At 70.0% G+C, this 19,179-nt stretch carries 15 protein-coding genes and 1 rRNA gene; 7 read left to right on the plus strand and 9 right to left on the minus strand.

The window, feature by feature from the left end; genetic code table 11:
* Positions 1–84: 84 nt before the first annotated feature.
* Positions 85–2,907, minus strand: coding sequence for a preprotein translocase subunit SecA (secA, locus tag ABZ532_RS30105; RefSeq protein WP_361290754.1), 2,823 nt, complete (start codon positions 2,905–2,907; stop codon positions 85–87).
* Positions 2,908–3,182: 275 nt separating this feature from the next.
* On the opposite strand from secA, the gene ABZ532_RS30110 reads away from it, so the two are divergent.
* Positions 3,183–3,773, plus strand: a complete 591-nt coding sequence (locus tag ABZ532_RS30110; protein ID WP_361290757.1) for a GNAT family protein — start codon at positions 3,183–3,185, stop codon at positions 3,771–3,773.
* A gap of 10 nt (positions 3,774–3,783) precedes the next feature.
* Positions 3,784–4,956 carry a crosslink repair DNA glycosylase YcaQ family protein gene (locus ABZ532_RS30115; protein WP_361290760.1) on the plus strand — a complete coding sequence of 391 codons (1,173 nt, stop codon included), beginning with the start codon at positions 3,784–3,786 and terminating at the stop codon, positions 4,954–4,956.
* Between the two features lie 24 nt (positions 4,957–4,980).
* On the opposite strand, the gene ABZ532_RS30120 is transcribed toward ABZ532_RS30115, so the two are convergent.
* From ABZ532_RS30120 to mtnA, 7 genes are all read right to left on the minus strand, one after another.
* On the minus strand, positions 4,981–5,721 hold the full coding sequence (locus ABZ532_RS30120) for a response regulator transcription factor (RefSeq protein WP_361290763.1): 741 nt from the start codon (positions 5,719–5,721) through the stop codon (positions 4,981–4,983).
* Between the two features lie 194 nt (positions 5,722–5,915).
* Entirely contained in the window at positions 5,916–6,605 is a 690-nt protein-coding gene (gene raiA / locus ABZ532_RS30125) for a ribosome-associated translation inhibitor RaiA (protein WP_361290766.1), read from the minus strand.
* A 262-nt stretch (positions 6,606–6,867) separates the two neighbouring features.
* A complete protein-coding gene (locus ABZ532_RS30130) occupies positions 6,868–7,647 on the minus strand; it encodes a ComF family protein (protein ID WP_361290769.1) in 780 nt (259 codons plus the stop codon).
* 80 nt (positions 7,648–7,727) lie between these two features.
* Positions 7,728–9,566 (minus strand): LpqB family beta-propeller domain-containing protein, encoded by a 1,839-nt coding sequence (locus tag ABZ532_RS30135; protein ID WP_361290772.1) that lies wholly within the window; start codon positions 9,564–9,566, stop codon positions 7,728–7,730.
* Positions 9,556–11,589, minus strand: coding sequence for an MtrAB system histidine kinase MtrB (gene mtrB, locus ABZ532_RS30140; RefSeq protein ID WP_361290775.1), 2,034 nt, complete (start codon positions 11,587–11,589; stop codon positions 9,556–9,558). The genes ABZ532_RS30135 and mtrB overlap by 11 nt, the downstream gene beginning before the upstream one ends.
* A gap of 1 nt (position 11,590) precedes the next feature.
* Positions 11,591–12,280, minus strand: coding sequence for a two-component system response regulator MtrA (gene mtrA, locus ABZ532_RS30145; RefSeq protein ID WP_219852863.1), 690 nt, complete (start codon positions 12,278–12,280; stop codon positions 11,591–11,593).
* Positions 12,281–12,284: 4 nt separating this feature from the next.
* Complete coding sequence (gene mtnA / locus ABZ532_RS30150; RefSeq protein WP_361290778.1) at positions 12,285–13,370, minus strand: S-methyl-5-thioribose-1-phosphate isomerase; 1,086 nt, start codon at positions 13,368–13,370, stop codon at positions 12,285–12,287.
* Between the two features lie 182 nt (positions 13,371–13,552).
* Between mtnA and ABZ532_RS30155 the strand changes: the two genes are divergently transcribed.
* From ABZ532_RS30155 to ABZ532_RS30175, 5 genes are read left to right on the plus strand one after another with little or no spacing between them, the layout of a single operon-like run.
* Positions 13,553–14,752, plus strand: a complete 1,200-nt coding sequence (locus tag ABZ532_RS30155) for a hypothetical protein (RefSeq protein WP_361290781.1) — start codon at positions 13,553–13,555, stop codon at positions 14,750–14,752.
* Between the two features lie 25 nt (positions 14,753–14,777).
* Positions 14,778–15,455, plus strand: coding sequence for a DUF4129 domain-containing protein (locus tag ABZ532_RS30160; protein ID WP_361290793.1), 678 nt, complete (start codon positions 14,778–14,780; stop codon positions 15,453–15,455).
* Entirely contained in the window at positions 15,452–16,666 is a 1,215-nt protein-coding gene (locus ABZ532_RS30165; protein ID WP_361290784.1) for a DUF4350 domain-containing protein, read from the plus strand. Before ABZ532_RS30160 ends, ABZ532_RS30165 begins: the two co-directional genes overlap by 4 nt.
* Positions 16,663–17,655 (plus strand): MoxR family ATPase, encoded by a 993-nt coding sequence (locus ABZ532_RS30170; protein WP_361290787.1) that lies wholly within the window; start codon positions 16,663–16,665, stop codon positions 17,653–17,655. The genes ABZ532_RS30165 and ABZ532_RS30170 overlap by 4 nt, the downstream gene beginning before the upstream one ends.
* A gap of 11 nt (positions 17,656–17,666) precedes the next feature.
* A complete protein-coding gene (locus ABZ532_RS30175; protein WP_361290790.1) occupies positions 17,667–18,977 on the plus strand; it encodes a DUF58 domain-containing protein in 1,311 nt (436 codons plus the stop codon).
* Between the two features lie 114 nt (positions 18,978–19,091).
* Here ABZ532_RS30175 and rrf read toward each other — a convergent pair.
* Positions 19,092–19,179: ribosomal RNA gene (gene rrf / locus ABZ532_RS30180) — 5S ribosomal RNA — on the minus strand; the annotation flags it as partial.

Raw genomic sequence — 19,179 nt, forward strand, 5'->3', positions numbered from 1 at the left:
GTGGGCCGGACACCGGCTGCCCGGTGTCCGGCCCACGGCCGTCACTGCCCTTCACGGGTCCCGTTACTGGATCCCCGTGCGGGACTACTTCTTGCGGCGGCGACCACCCGTGCTCTTCTGCGCCTTGCGGCGCTCCGCACGCGTCATGCCGTCCGACTCGGACCGCGCCGGCCCGTCATCGTTGGTGAAGTCGCCCTCGACGATTCCGCCCTCTCCGTCGACCGTGGGCGCGGAGAAGTGGAGCCGGTCCGGGCGCTGCGGGGCGTCCAGGCCCTTGGCACGGATCTCAGGGCGTCCGGCGCCCGCGGGCACCGCGTCCTCCTTGGTGAGGGAGGCCTTCTCGGCCGCGTCCTGCACGGGGACTTCCTCGACCTGCTGCTCGACCTGGACCTCCAGGTTGAACAGGTAGCCGACGGACTCCTCCTTGATGCCGTCCATCATCGCGGTGAACATGTCGAAGCCCTCGCGCTGGTACTCGACCAGCGGGTCCTTCTGGGCCATCGCCCGCAGGCCGATGCCCTCCTGGAGGTAGTCCATCTCGTACAGGTGCTCGCGCCACTTGCGGTCCAGCACGGACAGCACCACGCGCCGCTCCAACTCGCGCATGATGTCCGAGCCGAGCTGCTTCTCGCGCTCCTCGTACTGCTCGTGGATGTCGTCCATGATGGACTCGGAGATGAACTCGGCGGTGATGCCTGCCCGGTCCCCTGCCGCGTCCTCGAGCTCCTCGATGGTGGCCTTCACCGGGTAGAGCTGTTTGAAGGCGCCCCACAGGCGGTCCAGGTCCCAGTCCTCGGCGAAGCCCTCGACGGTCTCCGCCTGGACGTACGCCTCGATGGTGTCGTCCATGAAGTGGTGGATCTGCTCGCGCAGGTCCTCGCCCTCCAGCACCCGGCGGCGTTCGGCGTAGATGACCTTGCGCTGGCGGTTGAGCACGTCGTCGTACTTCAGGACGTTCTTACGCGTCTCGAAGTTCTGCTGCTCGACCTGCGACTGGGCGGACGCGATCGCCCGCGTCACCATCTTGTTCTCGATCGGCACATCGTCCGGAACGTTGGCCATGGACATGACCCGCTCGACCATCTGCGCCTTGAACAGACGCATCAGGTCGTCGCCCAGCGAGAGGTAGAAGCGGGACTCACCCGGGTCGCCCTGACGGCCGGAACGACCACGCAGCTGGTTGTCGATACGCCTCGACTCGTGCCGCTCGGTACCCAGCACATACAGGCCGCCGAGCGACTTGACCTCCTCGAACTCCGCCCGGACGGCCTGCTCGGCCTTGTCCAGGGCGGCGGGGAGGGCCGCGGCCCACTCCTCGACGTGCTCGAACGGGTCGAGGCCCTGCTGGCGCAGCTCCGCCTCGGCGAGATCGTCCGGGTTGCCGCCGAGCTTGATGTCCGTACCACGTCCGGCCATGTTCGTGGCGACCGTGACCGCGCCCTTGCGGCCGGCCTGGGCCACGATCGAGGCCTCACGCTCGTGCTGCTTGGCGTTGAGCACCTCGTGCTGGATACCGCGCTTGCTGAGCTGCTGGGAGAGGTACTCGGACTTCTCGACCGACGTCGTACCGACGAGGATCGGCTGGCCCTTCTCGTGCTTCTCCGCGATGTCGTCCACGACGGCCTCGAACTTGGCCACCTCGGTGCGGTAGATCAGGTCCGACTGGTCCTTGCGGACCATCGGCCGGTTCGTCGGGATGGGCACGACGCCCAGCTTGTAGATCTGGTGGAACTCGGCGGCCTCGGTCATGGCCGTACCGGTCATTCCGGAGAGCTTGCCGTACAGGAGGAAGAAGTTCTGGAGGGTGATGGTGGCGAGCGTCTGGTTCTCGTCCTTGATGTCCACCCCTTCCTTCGCCTCGATCGCCTGGTGCATGCCCTCGTTGTAGCGGCGGCCGGCGAGGATACGGCCGGTGTGCTCGTCGACGATCATGACTTCGCCGTCGATGACGACGTAGTCCTTGTCCTTCTTGAAGAGCTCCTTGGCCTTGATGGCGTTGTTCAGGTAGCCCACGAGCGGGGTGTTCACCGACTCGTAGAGGTTGTCGATGCCCAGCCAGTCCTCGACCTTGGAGACGCCGCTCTCGTGGATGGCGACGGTGCGCTTCTTCTCGTCGACCTCGTAGTCCCCGGTCTCCTCGATGCCCTTCATCGGGTTTCCGGCCTCGCCCTTGGTGAGGCGGGTGACCAGCTTGGCGAAGTCGCCGTACCACTTGGTCGCCTGGTCGGCCGGACCTGAGATGATCAGCGGGGTACGGGCCTCGTCCACGAGGATCGAGTCGACCTCGTCGACGATCGCGAAGTTGTGGCCGCGCTGGACGAGCTCCTCCTGGGACCACGCCATGTTGTCGCGCAGATAGTCGAAGCCGAACTCGTTGTTGGTGCCGTACGTGATGTCGCAGGCGTACTGCTCGCGGCGCTGGGCCGGGGTCATGTTGGCCAGGATGCAGCCGACGGACAGCCCGAGGAACCTGTGCACCCGGCCCATCATCTCGGAGTCGCGCTCGGCCAGGTAGTCGTTGACCGTGATCAGGTGGACGCCCTTGCCCGAGAGCGCGTTCAGATACGCGGGGAGCGTGCCGACGAGGGTCTTGCCCTCACCGGTCTTCATCTCGGCGACGTAACCGAGGTGCAGTGCGGCACCACCCATGAGCTGCACGTCGTAGTGGCGCTGGCCGAGGACGCGCTTGGCCGCCTCTCGGACGGTCGCGAAGGCTTCGGGAAGCAGGTCGTCCAGGCTCTCGCCGTCTGCGTAGCGCTCCTTGTACTCATCGGTGAGCGCCCGCAGCTCGGCGTCCGAGAGACTGGCGAAGTCCTCTTCGACGGAGTTGACCTGGTCCGCGATGCGGTGCAGTTTGCGCAGGATCTTGCCTTCGCCTGCACGCATGAGCTTGTTGAAGACGGACACTGGGGCGGGTCTCCTTGCCGGTCGGGCCTGGCACTGGGTCGTGTGATGGACACTGGCGCGGGCACGGCAGGTAGGCCCCACCGCACCGGCCATCGTAAGCGAGGACACCGCCACGCCGGGAGGTCCTCCCCCGGGGCACGCCCGGCGGTGTACGGGGAACCCCGGCAGCGAAGCCGAGTGCCACTCATCAAGATGAACGCTCGGCGTACGCGGAAGGTGCCGCCTCATCCCGAAAAGTGTTCGCATGGGAGACGGACGGTGACAAGAATCCCCGCATGGAGCCTGTTCACCTCACCACGGAGCGACTCGAACTGCGTGCGTTCACGGCGGACGACACCGAGGACCTGTGCGCGGCGTATCAGGACCCCGTCATCCAGCGCTGGACCCCCGCGCTCCCCATCCCGTACGAAAGGAACCACGCGGCGGACTTCATCGGCCGGACCGTGCCGAACGGCTGGCACGACGACACGTCCTACGCCTTCTGCGTGCGCCCGCGCGGCGGTGGCCCGCTGATCGGCTCGGCAGGTCTGCACCACCCGCGCGAAGGCGGATGGGAGATCGGATACTGGACGGCCGCCGGGCACCGGGGCCGCGGCTACGCCACCGAGACAACCCTGGCGCTGGCGCGCTGGGCCTTCACCGAGCTCGGCTGCGTGCGCCTGGAGTGGCGGGCCGAGGTGGGCAACGCGGCCTCCCTCGCCGTGGCCGAGAAGGCGGGCTTCACGGTCGAGGGCGTCATTCGCGCGGGCATGCAGTCCCGGGGGACGGTCCGGGACAGCCTGGTCGCCTCACTGCTTCCTTCGGATCTGGGACTGGCACCGCCGGTGCCCTACTTGCCGGCCCCGGCTGTCAGAGGCTCCGTCTAGGGTGCGGAGCATGTCCACTGTGCCGCCTGTACCGCCCGCCACCGCCGAACTGTCCGCCGACGAGGCCCGCCGCATCGCGCTGCGCGCCCAGGGCTTCATCGGAGCCCCGGACCGCAAGGGCGGCGTGCGCGGGGTGCTGCGCCACCTCGGGGCGGTCCAGCTCGACACGATCTCGGTGCTGGCGCGCTCGCACGAGCTGATCCCCTACGCCCGGCTGGGGGCGGTCGGCCGCGGGACGGTCGAGGACGCCTACTGGACCGAGACCCACGCCTTCGAGTACTGGTCGCACGCGGCGTGCATCCTGCCCGTCGAGGAGTGGCCGCACTTCGCCTTCCGCCGTCGCGCCTACCGCGACCATCCCCACTGGGGCCACGAGCTGCCGGACGGGGCCTATGACGCGGTGGTCAAGCAGCTTCGCGCCGAGGGCCCGCTCACGGCGACCGAGCTGGGCGGCGCCAAGAACGGCGGCGAGTGGTGGGACTGGTCCGCCTCGAAGGTGGCCGTCGAGCGGGCGCTGATGCACGGCGAAGTGGTGTGCACCGAGCGGCGCGGCTGGAAGCGCGTGTACGACCTCGCCGAGCGCGCGATCCCGGACGCGCTGCTCCATGACGAGCTGGACGACCGCGAGTGCCTGCGACGCCTGGTGCGCCTTGCCGGGCAGTCCCTGGGTGTGGGCACACGCGCGGATATCGCGGACTACCACCGGCTCAAGGCCGAGCAGTTCGACACCGTGGTCGCCGACTCGGGTCTGGTGCCGGTCCGTGTCGAGGGCTGGGACAGGCCCGCGTGGGCCGACCCCGGTGCTCTGGCGAGCGAGCCGCGCGGCCGGCACCGCACGACGCTGCTGTCGCCGTTCGACTCACTGGTCTGGGAGCGCGCCCGCACCGAGCGGATCTTCGGATTCACTCACCGGCTGGAGGCGTATGTCCCCAAGCCGAAGCGGGTGTACGGGTATTTCGCGATGCCGCTGCTGTCGGGCGGCAGGCTGCTGGGCCGCGTCGATCCGGCCCGTGAGGGCACAACGCTGGTCGCCCGGCAGGTCTCTCTGGAGGGGCCCAAGGCGGTCGGGCCGATGGCCAAGGCCCTGCGTGAGGCGGCCGAATGGGTGGGCTGCGACTCGGTGCGGGTCGAACGCGTCGACCACCCCGGGCTCGCCGCTCCGCTGGTGGCGGCCCTGGACTGAGACGCGCCGCGCTCACGGCTCCGGTCAGCGGATCTCGAGGATCTTCTCGCGCATCGCGTAGACGACCGCTTCCATCCGGGAGTGGAGCTGGAGCTTCTCCAGGATGTTGCGCACATGGTTCTTCACGGTGTTCTCGGAGATGAACAACTCCTTGGCGATGTCACGGTTGTTCATCCCCGTGGCCACCAGCTTGAGCACCTCCAGCTCGCGTTCGGTCAGCCGGGGGGCGGGGACCAGCCGGCGCTCGTCGGTGCGCTGGATCATCGACTTGAACTCGGTGAGGAGCTTGGAGGCCATCGACGGACTGATCTGCGACTGACCGTCGGCGACGGCACGGATCGCGGTGGAGACCTCGTCCGTGGAGATCTCCTTGAGGAGATAGCCCGTGGCGCCGGCCTTGATCGCGTCGTAGAGGTCGGCTTCCTCGTCGCTGATCGTCAGCATGATGATCTTCGCACTGGGGGCTACCTCCTTGATGGAGGTGCAGGCCTCGATCCCACCGCGCTTCGGCATCCGCACGTCCATCAGCACGATGTCCGGCAGCAGATCGGCCGCCTTGTCGACGGCTTCCGCGCCGTCCCCGGCCTCGCCGACGACCTGGATGTCCTCCTCCTGAGCGAGCACGATCTCCAGCCCCCGGCGGAAGAGCGCGTGGTCGTCCACCACGAGCACCCGGATCGGCTCCCTGCGGGAGGCATCCGTCAGCGCGCCGTCCGCGCTCTCGGTGCCGCTCCTGGCCTGCACCGGCCCGAAGCTGTCCGCCATCGTTCCTCCCCCTGAGGCCGTGGCCCGGGTCATCTACGCTCCACCAACCTCGATCGGCAGCGCACCGGTTGGCTCGGATCGCCATGATTTCATGCCCGCACCACAGCGCGGTGGTCCCTCGGTGGCACGGTGATGCCCCTGGGGGCGCACTGGAGCGCTCCAGGGGCACCAACCACCCGGCGAGGGCGACGGGATCAGCCGCCGAGCGCACCACCGGCGCCGCCCGACTCGCCACCGGCGAACGGATCGGTGTTCAGGTGGATCACACCGTAGTCATAGGCGTGCCGCCGGTAGACGACACTGGGCTCCTTGGTCTCGGAGTCGACGAACAGATAGAAGTCATGCCCGACCAACTCCATTTCGTAGAGCGCCTGGTCGAGCGACATCGGAGCGGCGGTGTGGGTCTTCTCGCGGACCACCAGCGGGCCTTCGCCCTGCACTGCGAGCGAGCCGATCGTGGTGGTGGGAATGCCTTCGGACTTCTCCTCGGAGACGGGCTGGCCGTTTCCGTTCAACTGGGCTACGCCGGGCACGACATCCGCGACCTCGGCGGCCGACAGCCGGCCGTTGCCCCGGCGCGTGTGACGCTTGTCGTGCTGCTTGCGCAGCCGCCCCTCAAGCTTGGCCGTGGCCAGGTCGAGCGCCGCGTACGGGTCGGCGGCCGACGCCTCTGCCCTGATCACCGGTCCCCGTGAGTAGAGGGTGATCTCCACGCGGTCGGAACGGTCTGCCTGCCGCGGGTTGTGCTCCTTGGACACCTCGACGTCGAGGCTGATCACCTTGCCGTCGAACTTCTGGATCTTGTCCAGCTTCAGCTTCTCGGTCACGTGCTTGCGGAACCGCTCCGGCACCTCGGTCTTGCGGCCCTTGACGACGATGTCCACGCAGAACTCCGTTCCCGGATAGCTCCGCTTGCGCTGCGGAGCGTCTCCCTCTTGCACCAGGCTCCGGTCTGCACCGGAGCCTCGGACTTGGTGACTTTCACCTCCTCCTCCCCCATCGGCAAGATCTCCACCCCACCAATTTCGAGGTTCACGTTTGCACCACGAACGCTCGGCCGTAACTCGGCCATTTATTCGAAGGAGACCAGAGTTCACCAGTCCTCTTCACCCGAACATAGCTCGCCCCGGCCGTTGTCGGCACCCGCTACCAGCGCGTACGTGCGATCAGGTCAAATTGCTCATCACTGGCTGCAACGTCCAGGCCACCGGGTCGGTTCCGCAGACCGGTGAACGACAGGGCTGGTGCGGCAACGACGGCCCCGACAGCAGCCGAGTACCGGGGCTGCGCGGCAGCCAGCGCCCGCGCCGCCTCCGCCAGCGAGGCACCCGTCGTCATCAGATCGTCCACCAGCACGGCTCTGCAGCCTTCCAGTAGCCGCTCGGCACCGGGCGCCACCTCCAGAGCCCCTGCCATGTTCGCCAGCCTCAGACGGGCCGTGAGGCCCGACTGATCCGCCACCGGACGGCACTGCCGCAGCACAGGCAGCGCCCGCGCACGGACCCCGCCCCGACGCAGCACCCGCGCCGCCGCCACCGCGACACGTCGTGCCGCATCCTGTCCGCGGGCCCGCACGGCGTGCCGCGCCGACGGCACGGGCACGAGCAGTAGCGGCCCCTGCTCACCCGGCGCCTGCGCCACCGCCGCCCGCACGGCCCCCGCCAGCGCCCCGCCGAGCGGTCCCGCGAGTCCCAGGCAGCCGCGCTCCTTGTGCGCCAGCAGAAGGGCCCGTACGGCGTCCTCGTAGCGGGCCGCAGCGAAGACCGAAGGCAGGCCCGCCGGCTCGGGACAGGGCCGCACCCGCTGCGGCTCCCGGCCGCTCAGCCGCCCGGCACACTCCTCGCACAGCGGCGTACGAGGACATCCGCAACCGGGGCAGGCCACCGGCAGTACCAACCCGGCGATCTCCTGCCAAAAGCCCCGCATGACGCCCACTGTGCCGTGGCGGGGGGCACCCCGCCACCCCTGTGGACAACTTCCCGGGGGGGTGCCGTCGCCTACGCCCGCTACCCCGGGTAGACGGGCGAAGAGCCCTTGTCGATCATCGTCTGCCAGTTCGCGGACGGCGCCAGCCGCACCAGCCCGTCCTCGGACACCGCCACCAGCGGCTGCTCCTCGTCATCGGTGGCGGCGACGGCGGACACCTTGTTCAGCCCGGGCACACCCCCGGCAGGCGACAGGGAGCCGTCCGTGGCGATGTACCGCACCTGCTGCACACCCCCCGCCTCCTTGCCGACCACCACGAGCCGGCTCGGCCCTGCCCATGACACCGCGGTCACGCCCTCCAGCCGCGGCGCCGCCGACTGCGGGTCGACCACCGAGAACACCGTGGCCCCGTCCGCGTTCGTCCGGCGCTCGATCCGGCCGATCTTCAGAGAGCTCTTGCCGTCCTTCGTGAGCTGCAGCGCTATGCGCACTCCGTCGGCGGACACCCGCAGCGACTCGATCCGGGCACCGTCGAGCCCTTCGGTGCTCACTTCCTGCGGCGCACCCCGGCCGCCCGCGAAGCGCAGCAGCCTCGGCCCGGCAGGGTTGCGGTCGGCGACCCAGAGATCGCTGCGGTCCCAGCTCGGGGCCGACAGCCGGTCCTCCGGCTTGATGCCGGTGCTGCTCACCAAGGGGGCCCCGAGCTTCTCGTCGGAGATGATCGAGGCGGCGTGGAGGTGCCTGCCGTCCTGCGAGACGGCCGCCGCGCGCTGTTCGTTGCGTGCGACCGCCAGGGTGCCTATGTGCAGCTCACCAGTGCCGAACGGTCCCCGCACCGTGGACTTGTCCGGAGTCCCCGTCGGCGCGACGACGGCCATCCGCCCGTCCTCGTCGACGAAGTACACGTTGTCCGCGCGGGCCGATGAGCGCACCGGGGCGGAACCCTCCGCCTGGTCGGCGCTGAGCACACACAGGGTGCGGCCGTCGGAACCCTGCAACTGCACCTGCTCGACTCGCGGCGAGGTCAGACCACGCAGGGTGAGGAGCACCAGCGTGGCCATCTTCTGGCAGGCCGTGCGCCCCACGTGGGAGGCCTTCTCGTTGAGCGGCAGCTTCAGGACGTTCTGGTCGTCCGGCGTCAGGGTCGTGGTGCCCGCCTTGAGCGCGGTGCCCTTGGGGAAGGGGGAGGTGACCACCGGCCTGAGCCAGGTCGTCGGCCCGTCGAAGAGGGAGGACACGGTCTGCGCGACCGGGTCCATCCGGGTGACCGGATCCTGCCGCTGCCGGATGTAGACCGGGTCCGCGACCACAGACTGCTGGCCGGGAGCGAAGTAGTACCGGTTGACGGATCCGTAGTTGCGCTGGAAGTCGCTCTCCCCGAGCAGCAGCCCGCGCGGAGCGTAGTCGATGCGCCACTCCTTGTCCTTGCCGTCAGGTCCGCCCTGCTGGACCAGACGCAGGAAACCCCGGTACTGGGTCGGCGGCACCGCCGCGTACGCGTTCCGGTCCACCCTGGCGATCTGCTCGCCGGAGAGCGTGTAGCTGCGGCTGGACGCGTTCTTCTCCGCGGTGGACAGGTCCCACTCCGGCGCCTCGGTCAGCACCGTCGTCAGCTCCTGCGGCTTCCACTCCTTGGCGGCCCGCTTGGTCAGGTACTTGCGTGCCGTCGCGAAGCTCGGATCGTCACTTGTCATGGCCTCGAGGAAGCCGTCGACGATCTCCTGGGGCTCGGCGCCCTCGCGGGGGGCCACGGCGAGCACCCGCACCTTCGAATCCACCCCCTGGGTGGCCTTCACCTGCTCGACATCCCCGCTGTCCGGCATCGACGCACACCCACCCAGCAGCAGTGCCGCACAGGTGGGCAGCGCGGCGGTCCGCATCACGCGCCCCCGGCCGTGACGACGACGCTCAGCGCCCACGAGTCGAGTCCTCCCCCTCCGGGATCCGTGCGGCGCCGTCGCCGTCACTCCTACGCTCACCTGACTGGCTCGCCTGGCCTGTCTGGCGCGCCACGACCCGCGCACCGCTGCCCGGCAGTGCCGCGGGGTCCACCGGCGCCGACGGCTGGGCACGCGAGGGTGTCAGCGGCGCCCGGGCGGCCATCGATATCGGCGAGCGGTCCCCGACAGGCTGCGACGGCACGGTCGCCAGCCGCAGGGCGTTCTCGCCGCTACCCGCACCGGAGGCGCCCTGCCGGGCGCGCCGGGAGTCCTCGGGCTCCAGGGGTATCGGGGAACCGCGCAGCGGCTCGTCCGCGGTACGCGGCAGGGTGAGCCGGAACTGCGAGCCGCCGCCCGCCTCGCCCCAGGCCTGGAGCCATCCGCCGTGCAGCCGTGCGTCCTCGACGGCGATGGACAGGCCGAGGCCGGTGCCGCCGGTGGTCCGCGCCCGGGCCGGATCGGCCCGCCAGAAGCGGTTGAACACGCGGGTCGCCTCGCCCGGCTTCAGCCCCACGCCGTAGTCCCGCACGGCCACCGCGACCGCTCCGCCCGCGGCTGCCAGCCGTACGACCACATCACGTCCTTCGCCGTGTTCGACGGCGTTGACGACGAGATTGCGTAGGACCCGCTCGATACGCCGGGGGTCGGCTTCCGCGACCACGGGCTGCTCGTCGCCGACGACCCGGATACGGGTGCCCTTGCGCTCGGCCAGCGGCTCCGCGCCGCCGATGACCCGGCGCACCACGTCACGGAGGTCTATGGGCTCGGCGTCCAGCGCCGCGGCGCCCGCGTCGAAACGGCTGATCTCCAGCAGGTCGGCGAGCAGCGACTCGAAGCGGTCCAGCTGGTCCCCGAGAAGTTCCGCGGATCGGGCCGTCACCGGGTCGAAGTCCGCCCGGGCCTCGTGGATGACGTCCGCCGCCATCCGCACGGTGGTCAGCGGAGTGCGCAGCTCGTGCGAGACGTCCGAGACGAACCGCCGCTGCATCCGGGACAGGTCCTCCATCTGCTGGATCTTGTGCTGGAGGTTCTGCGCCATCTTGTTGAAGGCCTCGCCCAGCCTGGCGATGTCGTCCTCGCCGGAGACCTTCATCCGCTCCTGGAGGCGTCCGGCGGAGAGTCGTTCCGCGATCCCCGCGGCCATCCTCACGGGCGTCACGACCTGCCGCACCACCAGCCACGCGATCGCGCCGAGCAGCACGACCACGAAGAGCCCCGCGGTCGCCAGCGTCCCCTTGACGAGGCTCAGCGACTCGTCCTCCTGGGTCAGCGGGAAGAGGTAGTACAGCTCGTAGGCGTTGCCCGCGACGTCATTGAGGCGCTTGCCGACGACCAGACCGGCCTCCGGCGCCTTCGGCGGCGAGTACTTGATGTCGACGTACGTCTGGAACGTGCCCGTGCCCTGCGCGACGGAGTCACGCAGGCCCTGGGGAATGCTCCTCAGCTCCACATCGCCGGACGCGCGCGGTCCGCGGTTCGTGCCCGCGTCGTCCGAATCCGGGCTGAGCGCCACCACGTGGTACGCGCCCTGACCACCGCTGGACAGCTGCTCCACCAGCTCGGATCGCCAGTTCACGGCGCCCCGGTCGGGCCTGCCGTCGGTCGCGTCGCCGTCGGGGCCGCCGAGCGCGACCGGACCGCTGGCCTTCTCCTGGGCCGCGGCGAAGCCTCCGGCGGCCTGGCTCTGCGCCGCCTGCTCCTTCGCGTCCAGGAGTCCGTTGCGGACCTGGCCGATCACGACGAGCCCGAGCAGCAGGACCACTCCGAGCGACATCAGCAGGGTGCTGACCACCACACGCAGCTGGATGTTCCGTCGCCACAGCCGGATGGCCGGGAGCAGCGGACGACGGATCCAGCGCATGGTGAGCCGGAGCACCGGTCCACCCGGCGCTCCGTCCTGGAACACCCTGCCTATGCGCGAAGGCTCACGACCCGGTCCGGCAGCCCGCCCCGTACGGACTCCCGGCCCCCCGGGTTTCGGAGCAGTACTGCCCACGGTCATGTCAGCTCGGTCCTGCCTTGTAGCCGACGCCACGGACGGTCACCACGATCTCCGGACGCTCCGGGTCCTTCTCGACCTTGGAGCGCAGCCGCTGCACGTGCACGTTCACCAGCCTGGTGTCGGCTGCGTGACGGTAGCCCCACACCTGCTCGAGCAGCACCTCGCGGGTGAACACCTGCCACGGCTTGCGGGCCAGCGCGACCAGCAGATCGAACTCGAGCGGGGTCAGCGCGATCGACTGCCCGTCCCGCTTCACGGAGTGACCCGCCACGTCGATGACCAGGTCACCGATGGTGAGCTGCTCGGGAGCCGGTTCCTCCGACCTGCGCAGCCGCGCCCTGATCCGGGCCACGAGCTCCTTCGGCTTGAACGGCTTCACGATGTAGTCGTCCGCGCCGGACTCCAGCCCGACGACCACGTCCACGGTGTCGCTCTTGGCTGTGAGCATCACGATGGGCACACCAGACTCGGCCCTGATCAACCGGCACACCTCGATGCCGTCCCTGCCGGGCAGCATGAGGTCAAGCAGTACCAGGTCCGGTTTGGCCTCACGGAAAGCGGCGAGGGCCTTGTCGCCGTCCGCTACGAACGACGGCTCGAACCCTTCACCACGCAGCACGATCCCGAGCATCTCGGCAAGTGCGGTGTCGTCATCGACGACAAGGACGCGTCCCTTCATATTCGACATCATCCCATTAGCTCATCGAGACCTGACGTGACCTGGCACACAGCTCCGCCAGCCGGACCATGGTGACGGGCGACGCCACCCCTTCCTCGGTGACGACAGCGGTCACCAGCTCGGGCGGTGTGACATCGAACGCAGGGTTGTACACATGTGACGCGTACATGCCTGAGACCTCCTGTCCCGACCGCTGTTCGACCTCTATCGATCCCCCGTCCGGGGTGCCGAGATCCACGGTGGTGGTCGGCGCCACCACGATGAACGGCACATGGTGGTACTTGGCCAGCACCGCCAGCGGATAGCTGCCCACCTTGTTGGCCACGGAGCCGTCGGCGGCGATCCGATCCGCTCCGATCAGCACCGCGTCCACCTGCCCCGCCGCGAACAGCGAGCCCGCCGCGTTGTCCGTGAGCAGCTGGTACGCCATCCCATGCGCATCGGCCTCGTAGGCGGTGAGCCGGGCGCCCTGGAGCAACGGACGTGTTTCGTCCACCCACAGTGTGCGCAGCCGGCCCGCGCGGTGCGCGGCGAGCGCCACGGCGAAAGCCGTGCCCTGACCACCCGAGACCAGACGCCCGGTGTTGCAGTGCGTCAGTATGCGGTGATCACCGGCCGGGAGCAGCTCCTCGAGCAGGGCGAGCCCGTGGCCCGCCATACGGGCGCTGGCCTCGGCGTCCTCCCGGTGCAGGGCCTCCGCAGCGGCGAGTGCGGCAGCCGCCGCCTCCCGCGCACCGGCTCCCGCGCCCACCGCGTCCCGATGCGCGCCGGCCGCCCGCCGCACCCCGTGACCCAGGTTCACCGCGGTGGGCCGCGCCCCTTCCAGCGCGGCAGCCGCCTCGTCGACGTCCTCCCCGCGCACCGCCGCAAGGGCCACCCCGTACGCGCCCGCGATCCCCAGCAGCGGAGCCCCACGCACGGCAAGCGTCTGAATCGCCCGCACCAGCGCCGGGACATCCCCGCAGACGAACTCGGCCTCCTCGGCCGGCAACCGGGTCTGATCGAGAAGAACCAGTACGGGTCCATCGGGGAGCTCGTCCCAACGCAGTGACGGCAGCGGAGCCTGCGCACCGTCCGGCACCTGAATGTGCTGATCAGCCATTCGCCCAGTCTGCCCGTTGCGGCAGCCACAATGAAGGTGGAAATGATGATCCACGCCCTGGCCCACCGGCGAGCGGCGCGTGGCACGATGGCTGCCGGCCTACCGCCACCCGGGCGGACAGGTGTCAGGACAGCGCAGGCTCGCCGAGCCGGCCGCACAAGCACCCCACGAGGTGGACGACTGTGAACGACACTCCGGGCTGGGCAGCGCCCGGATCCGTGCCCGCCGACGGCCAGGACTCCGGAGTGCAGCAGCCCACCGGTGCGGCAGACCCCGCCTCGAAGTGGTCCGAGCAGCAGCCGCCTCCCGGTCAGTGGACCCCGCCCACGACGCCGGGGGGCGGGTCCCAGCCTCCGACACAGCCCGGCTGGGGCGGCACACCGCGTCACGGCTGGGGCACGCCACCCGCCGCGAAGCCCGGTGTGATCCCGCTGCGGCCCCTCGGGACGGGCGAGATCCTCGACGGTGCGGTGTCGACTCTGCGCGCGCACTGGCGCACCGTCCTGAGCATCACGATCACCCTGTCCGTCATCACGCAGCTGGCCGACATCCTCATCCAGCGCTACCTGGTCCCCGCACCCCCGGCCACGAACCCGGACGCGACCCCGCAGGAAGCCCTCAACCAGGTCGTCGAGTCCACCCAGTCGAGCCTGATCGCCTCGCTCCCGGCCCTGGGCATCGGACTGATCACCTCCATCATCATCACGGCGCTGCTCACCGTGGTGATCAGCCGCTCGGTGCTGGGCCGTCAGGTCAGCCTCGCCGACGCCTGGGCGGAGGCCCGGCCCCGGCTGCTCCAACTCCTCGGCCTGACCGTGCTGATCGTGTTGATCTGCGCGGGCACCGTCACCGTGGGAATCCTCCCCGGAGTGCTGCTCGACTCCGTCGCCCTGCGGGTGCTGGGCGTCCTCGCCGGGGTGCTCGTCACCATCTGGCTCTGGGTCCGCTACGCCCTCGCCTCGCCCGCGCTGATGCTGGAGCGGCAGGGCATCCTGCCGTCCATGCGCCGCTCCGCCAAGCTGGTCAACGGTGCCTGGTGGAGGACCTTCGGCATCCTGCTGCTGGTGCTGGTGCTCACCTTCATCGTCTCGATGATCATCGCGACCCCGTTCACCCTGATCGCCTTCATAGTCGACGGCAACGGTCTGAACGCCATGTTCGACGGCACCACGCCCGAGTTCGGCTGGCCGTTCCTGATCATCACCGGCATCGGCGCCGTGATCACTTCCTCCATCACCTACCCGATCTCGGCCGGGGTCACGGTCCTCCTCTACGTGGACCAGCGCATCCGCCGCGAGGCGCTCGACCTCGAACTCGCCCGGGCCGCCGGCATCCCCGGCTACGACACTCCGACCACCGGCGACGCGGCCACCGGGGGCTGACGACGTGCCCGTCACGGGGGGAACCATCACGGCGCGGCTGTTGCTGCCCCGCGCGGACGACAGCCCGGGCGTACCGGTGGACATTCCCCGGGACCCCGCCCGGGAGGCCGCCGAGCGGGAGCTGTCCAAACCGATGTACCACGAGAACGACCCGAACCTGCTCCAGCGCGCCCTCGACCGCTTCTGGGAGTGGGTCAACGGCGTCTTCGACACCGCGGCCGGGGCCACTCCGGGAGGAGTGGTCGGGCTTGTCGTGATCGTGCTGCTCGTCATCGCCCTGACCGTGGCGCTCTGGTGGAGGCTGGGCACCCCCCGGCGCAGCCCCACCACCGGCGAATCCCTCTTCAACCAGGGCCCGCGCAGCGCCGACCAGCACCGGGCCGCCGCCGACGAGCACGCCGCGGCCGGGCAGTTCAACCAGGCCGTCCAGGAACGGATGCGGGCGATCGTCCGCGCCCTCGAGGAGCGTGCTCTGCTCGACCCCCGCCCCGGACGCACCGCCGACGAGGCCGCCGCGGAGGCCGGACGGCCACTGCCCGACCACGCCGACGCACTCCGCGACGCGGCACGGGCCTTCGATGACATCACATACGGGGGCCGCATCGCCGACCAGCAGACGTATCTGCGTCTCAAGGACCTCGACGACCAAGTCGAGCGCACCAAGCCCCAGCTCAGCACGGTCGCCCGGGGAGCGGCCGAATGAGCGCCCCCGAAACCGGGACAGGCCCTGCCGGCCCCTCCACTTCTCTCGCCCTCAGCACCCACCAGATCTGGACCCGCACACGCGGCGTGCTGATCGTCCTCACCATCCTCGTCACCGCGGGAATCGCGCTCGCCGCCGTGCGCTCCGGTGACCAGCACGGCCGTCTCGACCCCCGCTCCGCGGACCGCCCGGGCAGCCGGGCTGTGGCCGAACTGCTCAAGCAGCAGGGGGTCGACACCCGCGTGGTCGCCACACTCGACCAGGCCACCGAAGCCACCGGACCGGACACGACCCTCCTGGTGACCGCGCCCGACCTGCTGACGAAGCATCAACAGCAGTCGTTGCACACGGCCATGGCGCCCTCGGGCGGCCGCACCGTGCTCGTGGCCGCCGGGACCGCCTCGGTAGAGACACTCGCCCCCGGTGTGCGGGCCGGGACCCAGACCTCCGTCTCCGCCCGCGAGCCCCGGTGCGCCTTCCCCGCCGCCCAGCGCGCCGGGACAGTGGACATCGGCGGTGAGCGCTACGCGACGGACGCGCTGCCGGGAGCACAGACCTGCTACCCCAGCGACGGCCTCCCGAGCCTGCTCACCATCAAGAACCCGGACGACGGCGACACGGTCCTGCTCGGCTCCCCCGACATCCTCTACAACGAGCGCCTCGGCGAACAGGGCAACGCCTCGCTCGCGCTCCAACTCCTCGGGTCCCGGCCTCATCTCGTCTGGTACCTCCCTTCGCTCAGTGACCAATCCGCTGCCGGCGAGGGCGGGTCCGGCGCGAGCGCCCTCGCCGATCTGATCCCCACCGGCTGGCTGTGGGGCACCCTCCAGCTCCTGATCGCCGCACTGCTCGCCGCCGTCTGGCGAGCCCGCCGCCTCGGACCACTGGTGACGGAGCGTCTGCCCGTCGCCATCCGCGCCTCCGAGTCGGTCGAAGGCCGAGCCCGCCTCTACCGCAAGGTCAACGCCCGCGACCGGGCCGCCGCCACGCTCCGCGCGGCCACTCGCTCCCGTCTCGCGCCACTGCTCGGCATCTCCCCAGCGGACGCGCACTCCCCGGAAGTCCTGCTCCCCGCCCTGTCCGCACATCTCCCGGCCGAAGACTGGGACCTCGACGGCCTGCTCTTCGGCCCGCGTCCTGGCAATGACGCAGCTCTGATCCGCCTGGCCGACCAACTCGACGCCCTCGAAAGAGAGGTACGCACCTCATGAGCGCCCCGACCCCCGAGACCGCCGCCACTGCCGCGAGCTCGGACAGCGCACGCGCCTCCCTGGAGGCCCTGCGAACCGAGATCGCGAAGGCCGTGGTCGGGCAGGACTCCGCAGTGACCGGGCTTGTCGTCGCCCTGCTCTGCCGCGGTCATGTGCTGCTCGAGGGAGTACCCGGCGTGGCCAAGACACTCCTGGTCCGCGCGCTTGCCGCCTCTCTCGAACTCGACACCAAGCGTGTCCAGTTCACGCCCGACCTGATGCCCAGCGATGTCACCGGTTCACTGGTCTACGACGCACGGACCGCGGAGTTCTCCTTCCAGCCCGGCCCGGTGTTCACCAACCTGCTGCTCGCCGACGAGATCAACCGGACACCGCCGAAGACCCAGGCATCGCTGCTGGAAGCCATGGAGGAACGCCAGGTCACAGTGGACGGCACCCCGCGCCCGCTCCCCGACCCGTTCCTCGTCGCGGCGACCCAGAACCCGGTCGAGTACGAGGGCACTTACCCCTTGCCCGAGGCCCAGCTGGACCGCTTCCTCCTCAAGCTGACCGTGCCACTGCCCTCACGCCAGGAGGAGATCAGCGTCCTCGCCCGGCACGCCGACGGCTTCAACCCTCGTGACCTCCAGTCTGCGGGAATCCGTCCCGTCGCCGGACCCGCCGACCTCGCCGCGGCTCGCGCGGCTGTCGCGAAGACTTCGGTGTCCCCCGAGATCGCCGGCTATGTCGTCGATATCTGTCGTGCCACCCGTGAATCCCCCTCGCTCACCCTCGGTGTCTCCCCTCGTGGAGCAACCGCACTGCTCTCCACCGCCCGGGCCTGGGCCTGGCTCACCGGCAGGGACTACGTGACCCCCGACGATGTGAAAGCGCTCGCCCTTCCCACCCTGCGGCACCGCATCCAGCTGCGTCCCGAGGCGGAGATGGAGGGAATCACCCCTGATTCCGTCATCTCCGCGATCCTCACCCATGTCCCCGTCCCCCGCTGAGGCAGTGCACCATGGCCCTCACCGGACGAACCGCTCTGCTCGCCGCCCTCGGATCCATCCCCATCGGTGTTTTCGCACCCAGCTGGGCCGGAATCCTGGCGGTGAACGCTCCCCTCTCCGTAGCAATTCTGTGCGACTACGCCATGGCTGCACCAGTGCGCAGGCTCCAGTTCACCCGAAGTGGTGATACGTCAGTTCGACTCGGCGAGAGCGCGGAAGTCCAGCTCACCGTCACCAACCCCTCCGGTCGCCGTCTGCGTGCCGACCTCCGTGACGCCTGGCCGCCCAGCAGCTGGCTCCCGGGCACGGAGCAGGCCGCGTCCCGGAACAAGGTCACGGTCCCGGCCGGTGAGCGCCGCCGGGTCCCGACGATCCTGCGCCCCACGCGCCGCGGGGACCGTCACGCGGCACGCGTCACCGTCCGCTCCTACGGGCCACTCGGTCTCGCAGCACGCCAGGGAAACCACCACGTGCCCTGGGCTGTTCGCGTCCTGCCGCCCTTCACCAGCCGCAAACACCTGCCGTCGCGCCTCGCCCGGCTGCGCGAGCTGGACGGTCGCACCAGCGTGCTCACCCGTGGCGAAGGCACCGAGTTCGACAGCCTGCGTGACTATGTGCCCGGCGACGACACCCGCTCGATCGACTGGCGTGCCACTGCCCGCCAGAACACCGTCGCGGTCCGCACCTGGCGTCCCGAGCGGGACCGCCACATCCTCATCGTCCTCGACACCGGACGCACCTCGGCTGGCCGAGTGGGCGATGTGCCCCGTCTGGACGCGGCGATGGACGCAGCACTGCTTCTGACCGCGCTCGCCACACGGGCCGGGGACCGAGTGGACCTTCTGGCCTATGACCGCCGCACGCGGGCCCAGGTCCAGGGCCGGGCAGCCGGGGACGTGCTCCCCGCCATGGTCAATGCCCTGGTGCCGCTCGAACCCGAGCTGGTCGAGACGGACGCCCGCGGGCTCAGTGCCGCGGCACTCCGTCATGCACCACGTGGCTCGCTCATCGTGCTGATGACGAGCCTCGACGCCGCCCCGATCGAGGAGGGCCTCCTGCCGGTTCTTCCTCAGCTCACTCAGCGGCACACGGTCCTTCTGGCTGCCGTCACCGACCCTCACGTCGAGGAGATGGCGGGCGGGCGGGGCACTCTCGATGCCGTCTACGACGCTGCCTCCGGCGCGCAAGCACAAGTCCAGCGCCGGCGTACCGCGGAGCAGCTCCAACGGCACGGCGTCACGGTCGTCGATGACACGCCGGACGATCTGGCTCCCGCGGTCGCGGACGCCTATCTCGCTTTGAAGGCAGCAGGCCGACTGTAGGAAGTCAGTATTCCTGGCCCCGGCGACGGGGCCAGGAATACTGTCCGGGTCCGACTGGCCGTAAACGCAGAAAAGCCCCGTACCGGTCACGGTACGGGGCTTTTCCCAAAAATTGTTCGGCGGTGTCCTACTCTCCCACAGGGTCCCCCCTGCAGTACCATCGGCGCTGAAAGGCTTAGCTTCCGGGTTCGAAATGTAACCG

Origin of the sequence: Streptomyces sp. NPDC019396, assembly GCF_040632375.1 — a bacterium.
In the GTDB taxonomy this organism is placed as follows: domain Bacteria; phylum Actinomycetota; class Actinomycetes; order Streptomycetales; family Streptomycetaceae; genus Streptomyces.

Bases quoted from the DNA above. Each gene is read 5' to 3' on its own strand.
- ABZ532_RS30110 (WP_361290757.1), top strand. From the start codon at position 3,183: ATGGAGCCTGTTCACCTCACCACGGAGCGACTCGAACTGCGTGCGTTC.
- ABZ532_RS30115 (WP_361290760.1), top strand. From the start codon at position 3,784: ATGTCCACTGTGCCGCCTGTACCGCCCGCCACCGCCGAACTGTCCGCC.
- ABZ532_RS30120 (WP_361290763.1), bottom strand. From the start codon at position 5,721: ATGGCGGACAGCTTCGGGCCGGTGCAGGCCAGGAGCGGCACCGAGAGC.
- ABZ532_RS30130 (WP_361290769.1), bottom strand. From the start codon at position 7,647: ATGCGGGGCTTTTGGCAGGAGATCGCCGGGTTGGTACTGCCGGTGGCC.
- mtrB (WP_361290775.1), bottom strand. From the start codon at position 11,589: ATGACCGTGGGCAGTACTGCTCCGAAACCCGGGGGGCCGGGAGTCCGT.
- mtrA (WP_219852863.1), bottom strand. From the start codon at position 12,280: ATGATGTCGAATATGAAGGGACGCGTCCTTGTCGTCGATGACGACACC.
- mtnA (WP_361290778.1), bottom strand. From the start codon at position 13,370: ATGGCTGATCAGCACATTCAGGTGCCGGACGGTGCGCAGGCTCCGCTG.
- ABZ532_RS30165 (WP_361290784.1), top strand. From the start codon at position 15,452: ATGAGCGCCCCCGAAACCGGGACAGGCCCTGCCGGCCCCTCCACTTCT.
- ABZ532_RS30170 (WP_361290787.1), top strand. From the start codon at position 16,663: ATGAGCGCCCCGACCCCCGAGACCGCCGCCACTGCCGCGAGCTCGGAC.
- ABZ532_RS30175 (WP_361290790.1), top strand. From the start codon at position 17,667: ATGGCCCTCACCGGACGAACCGCTCTGCTCGCCGCCCTCGGATCCATC.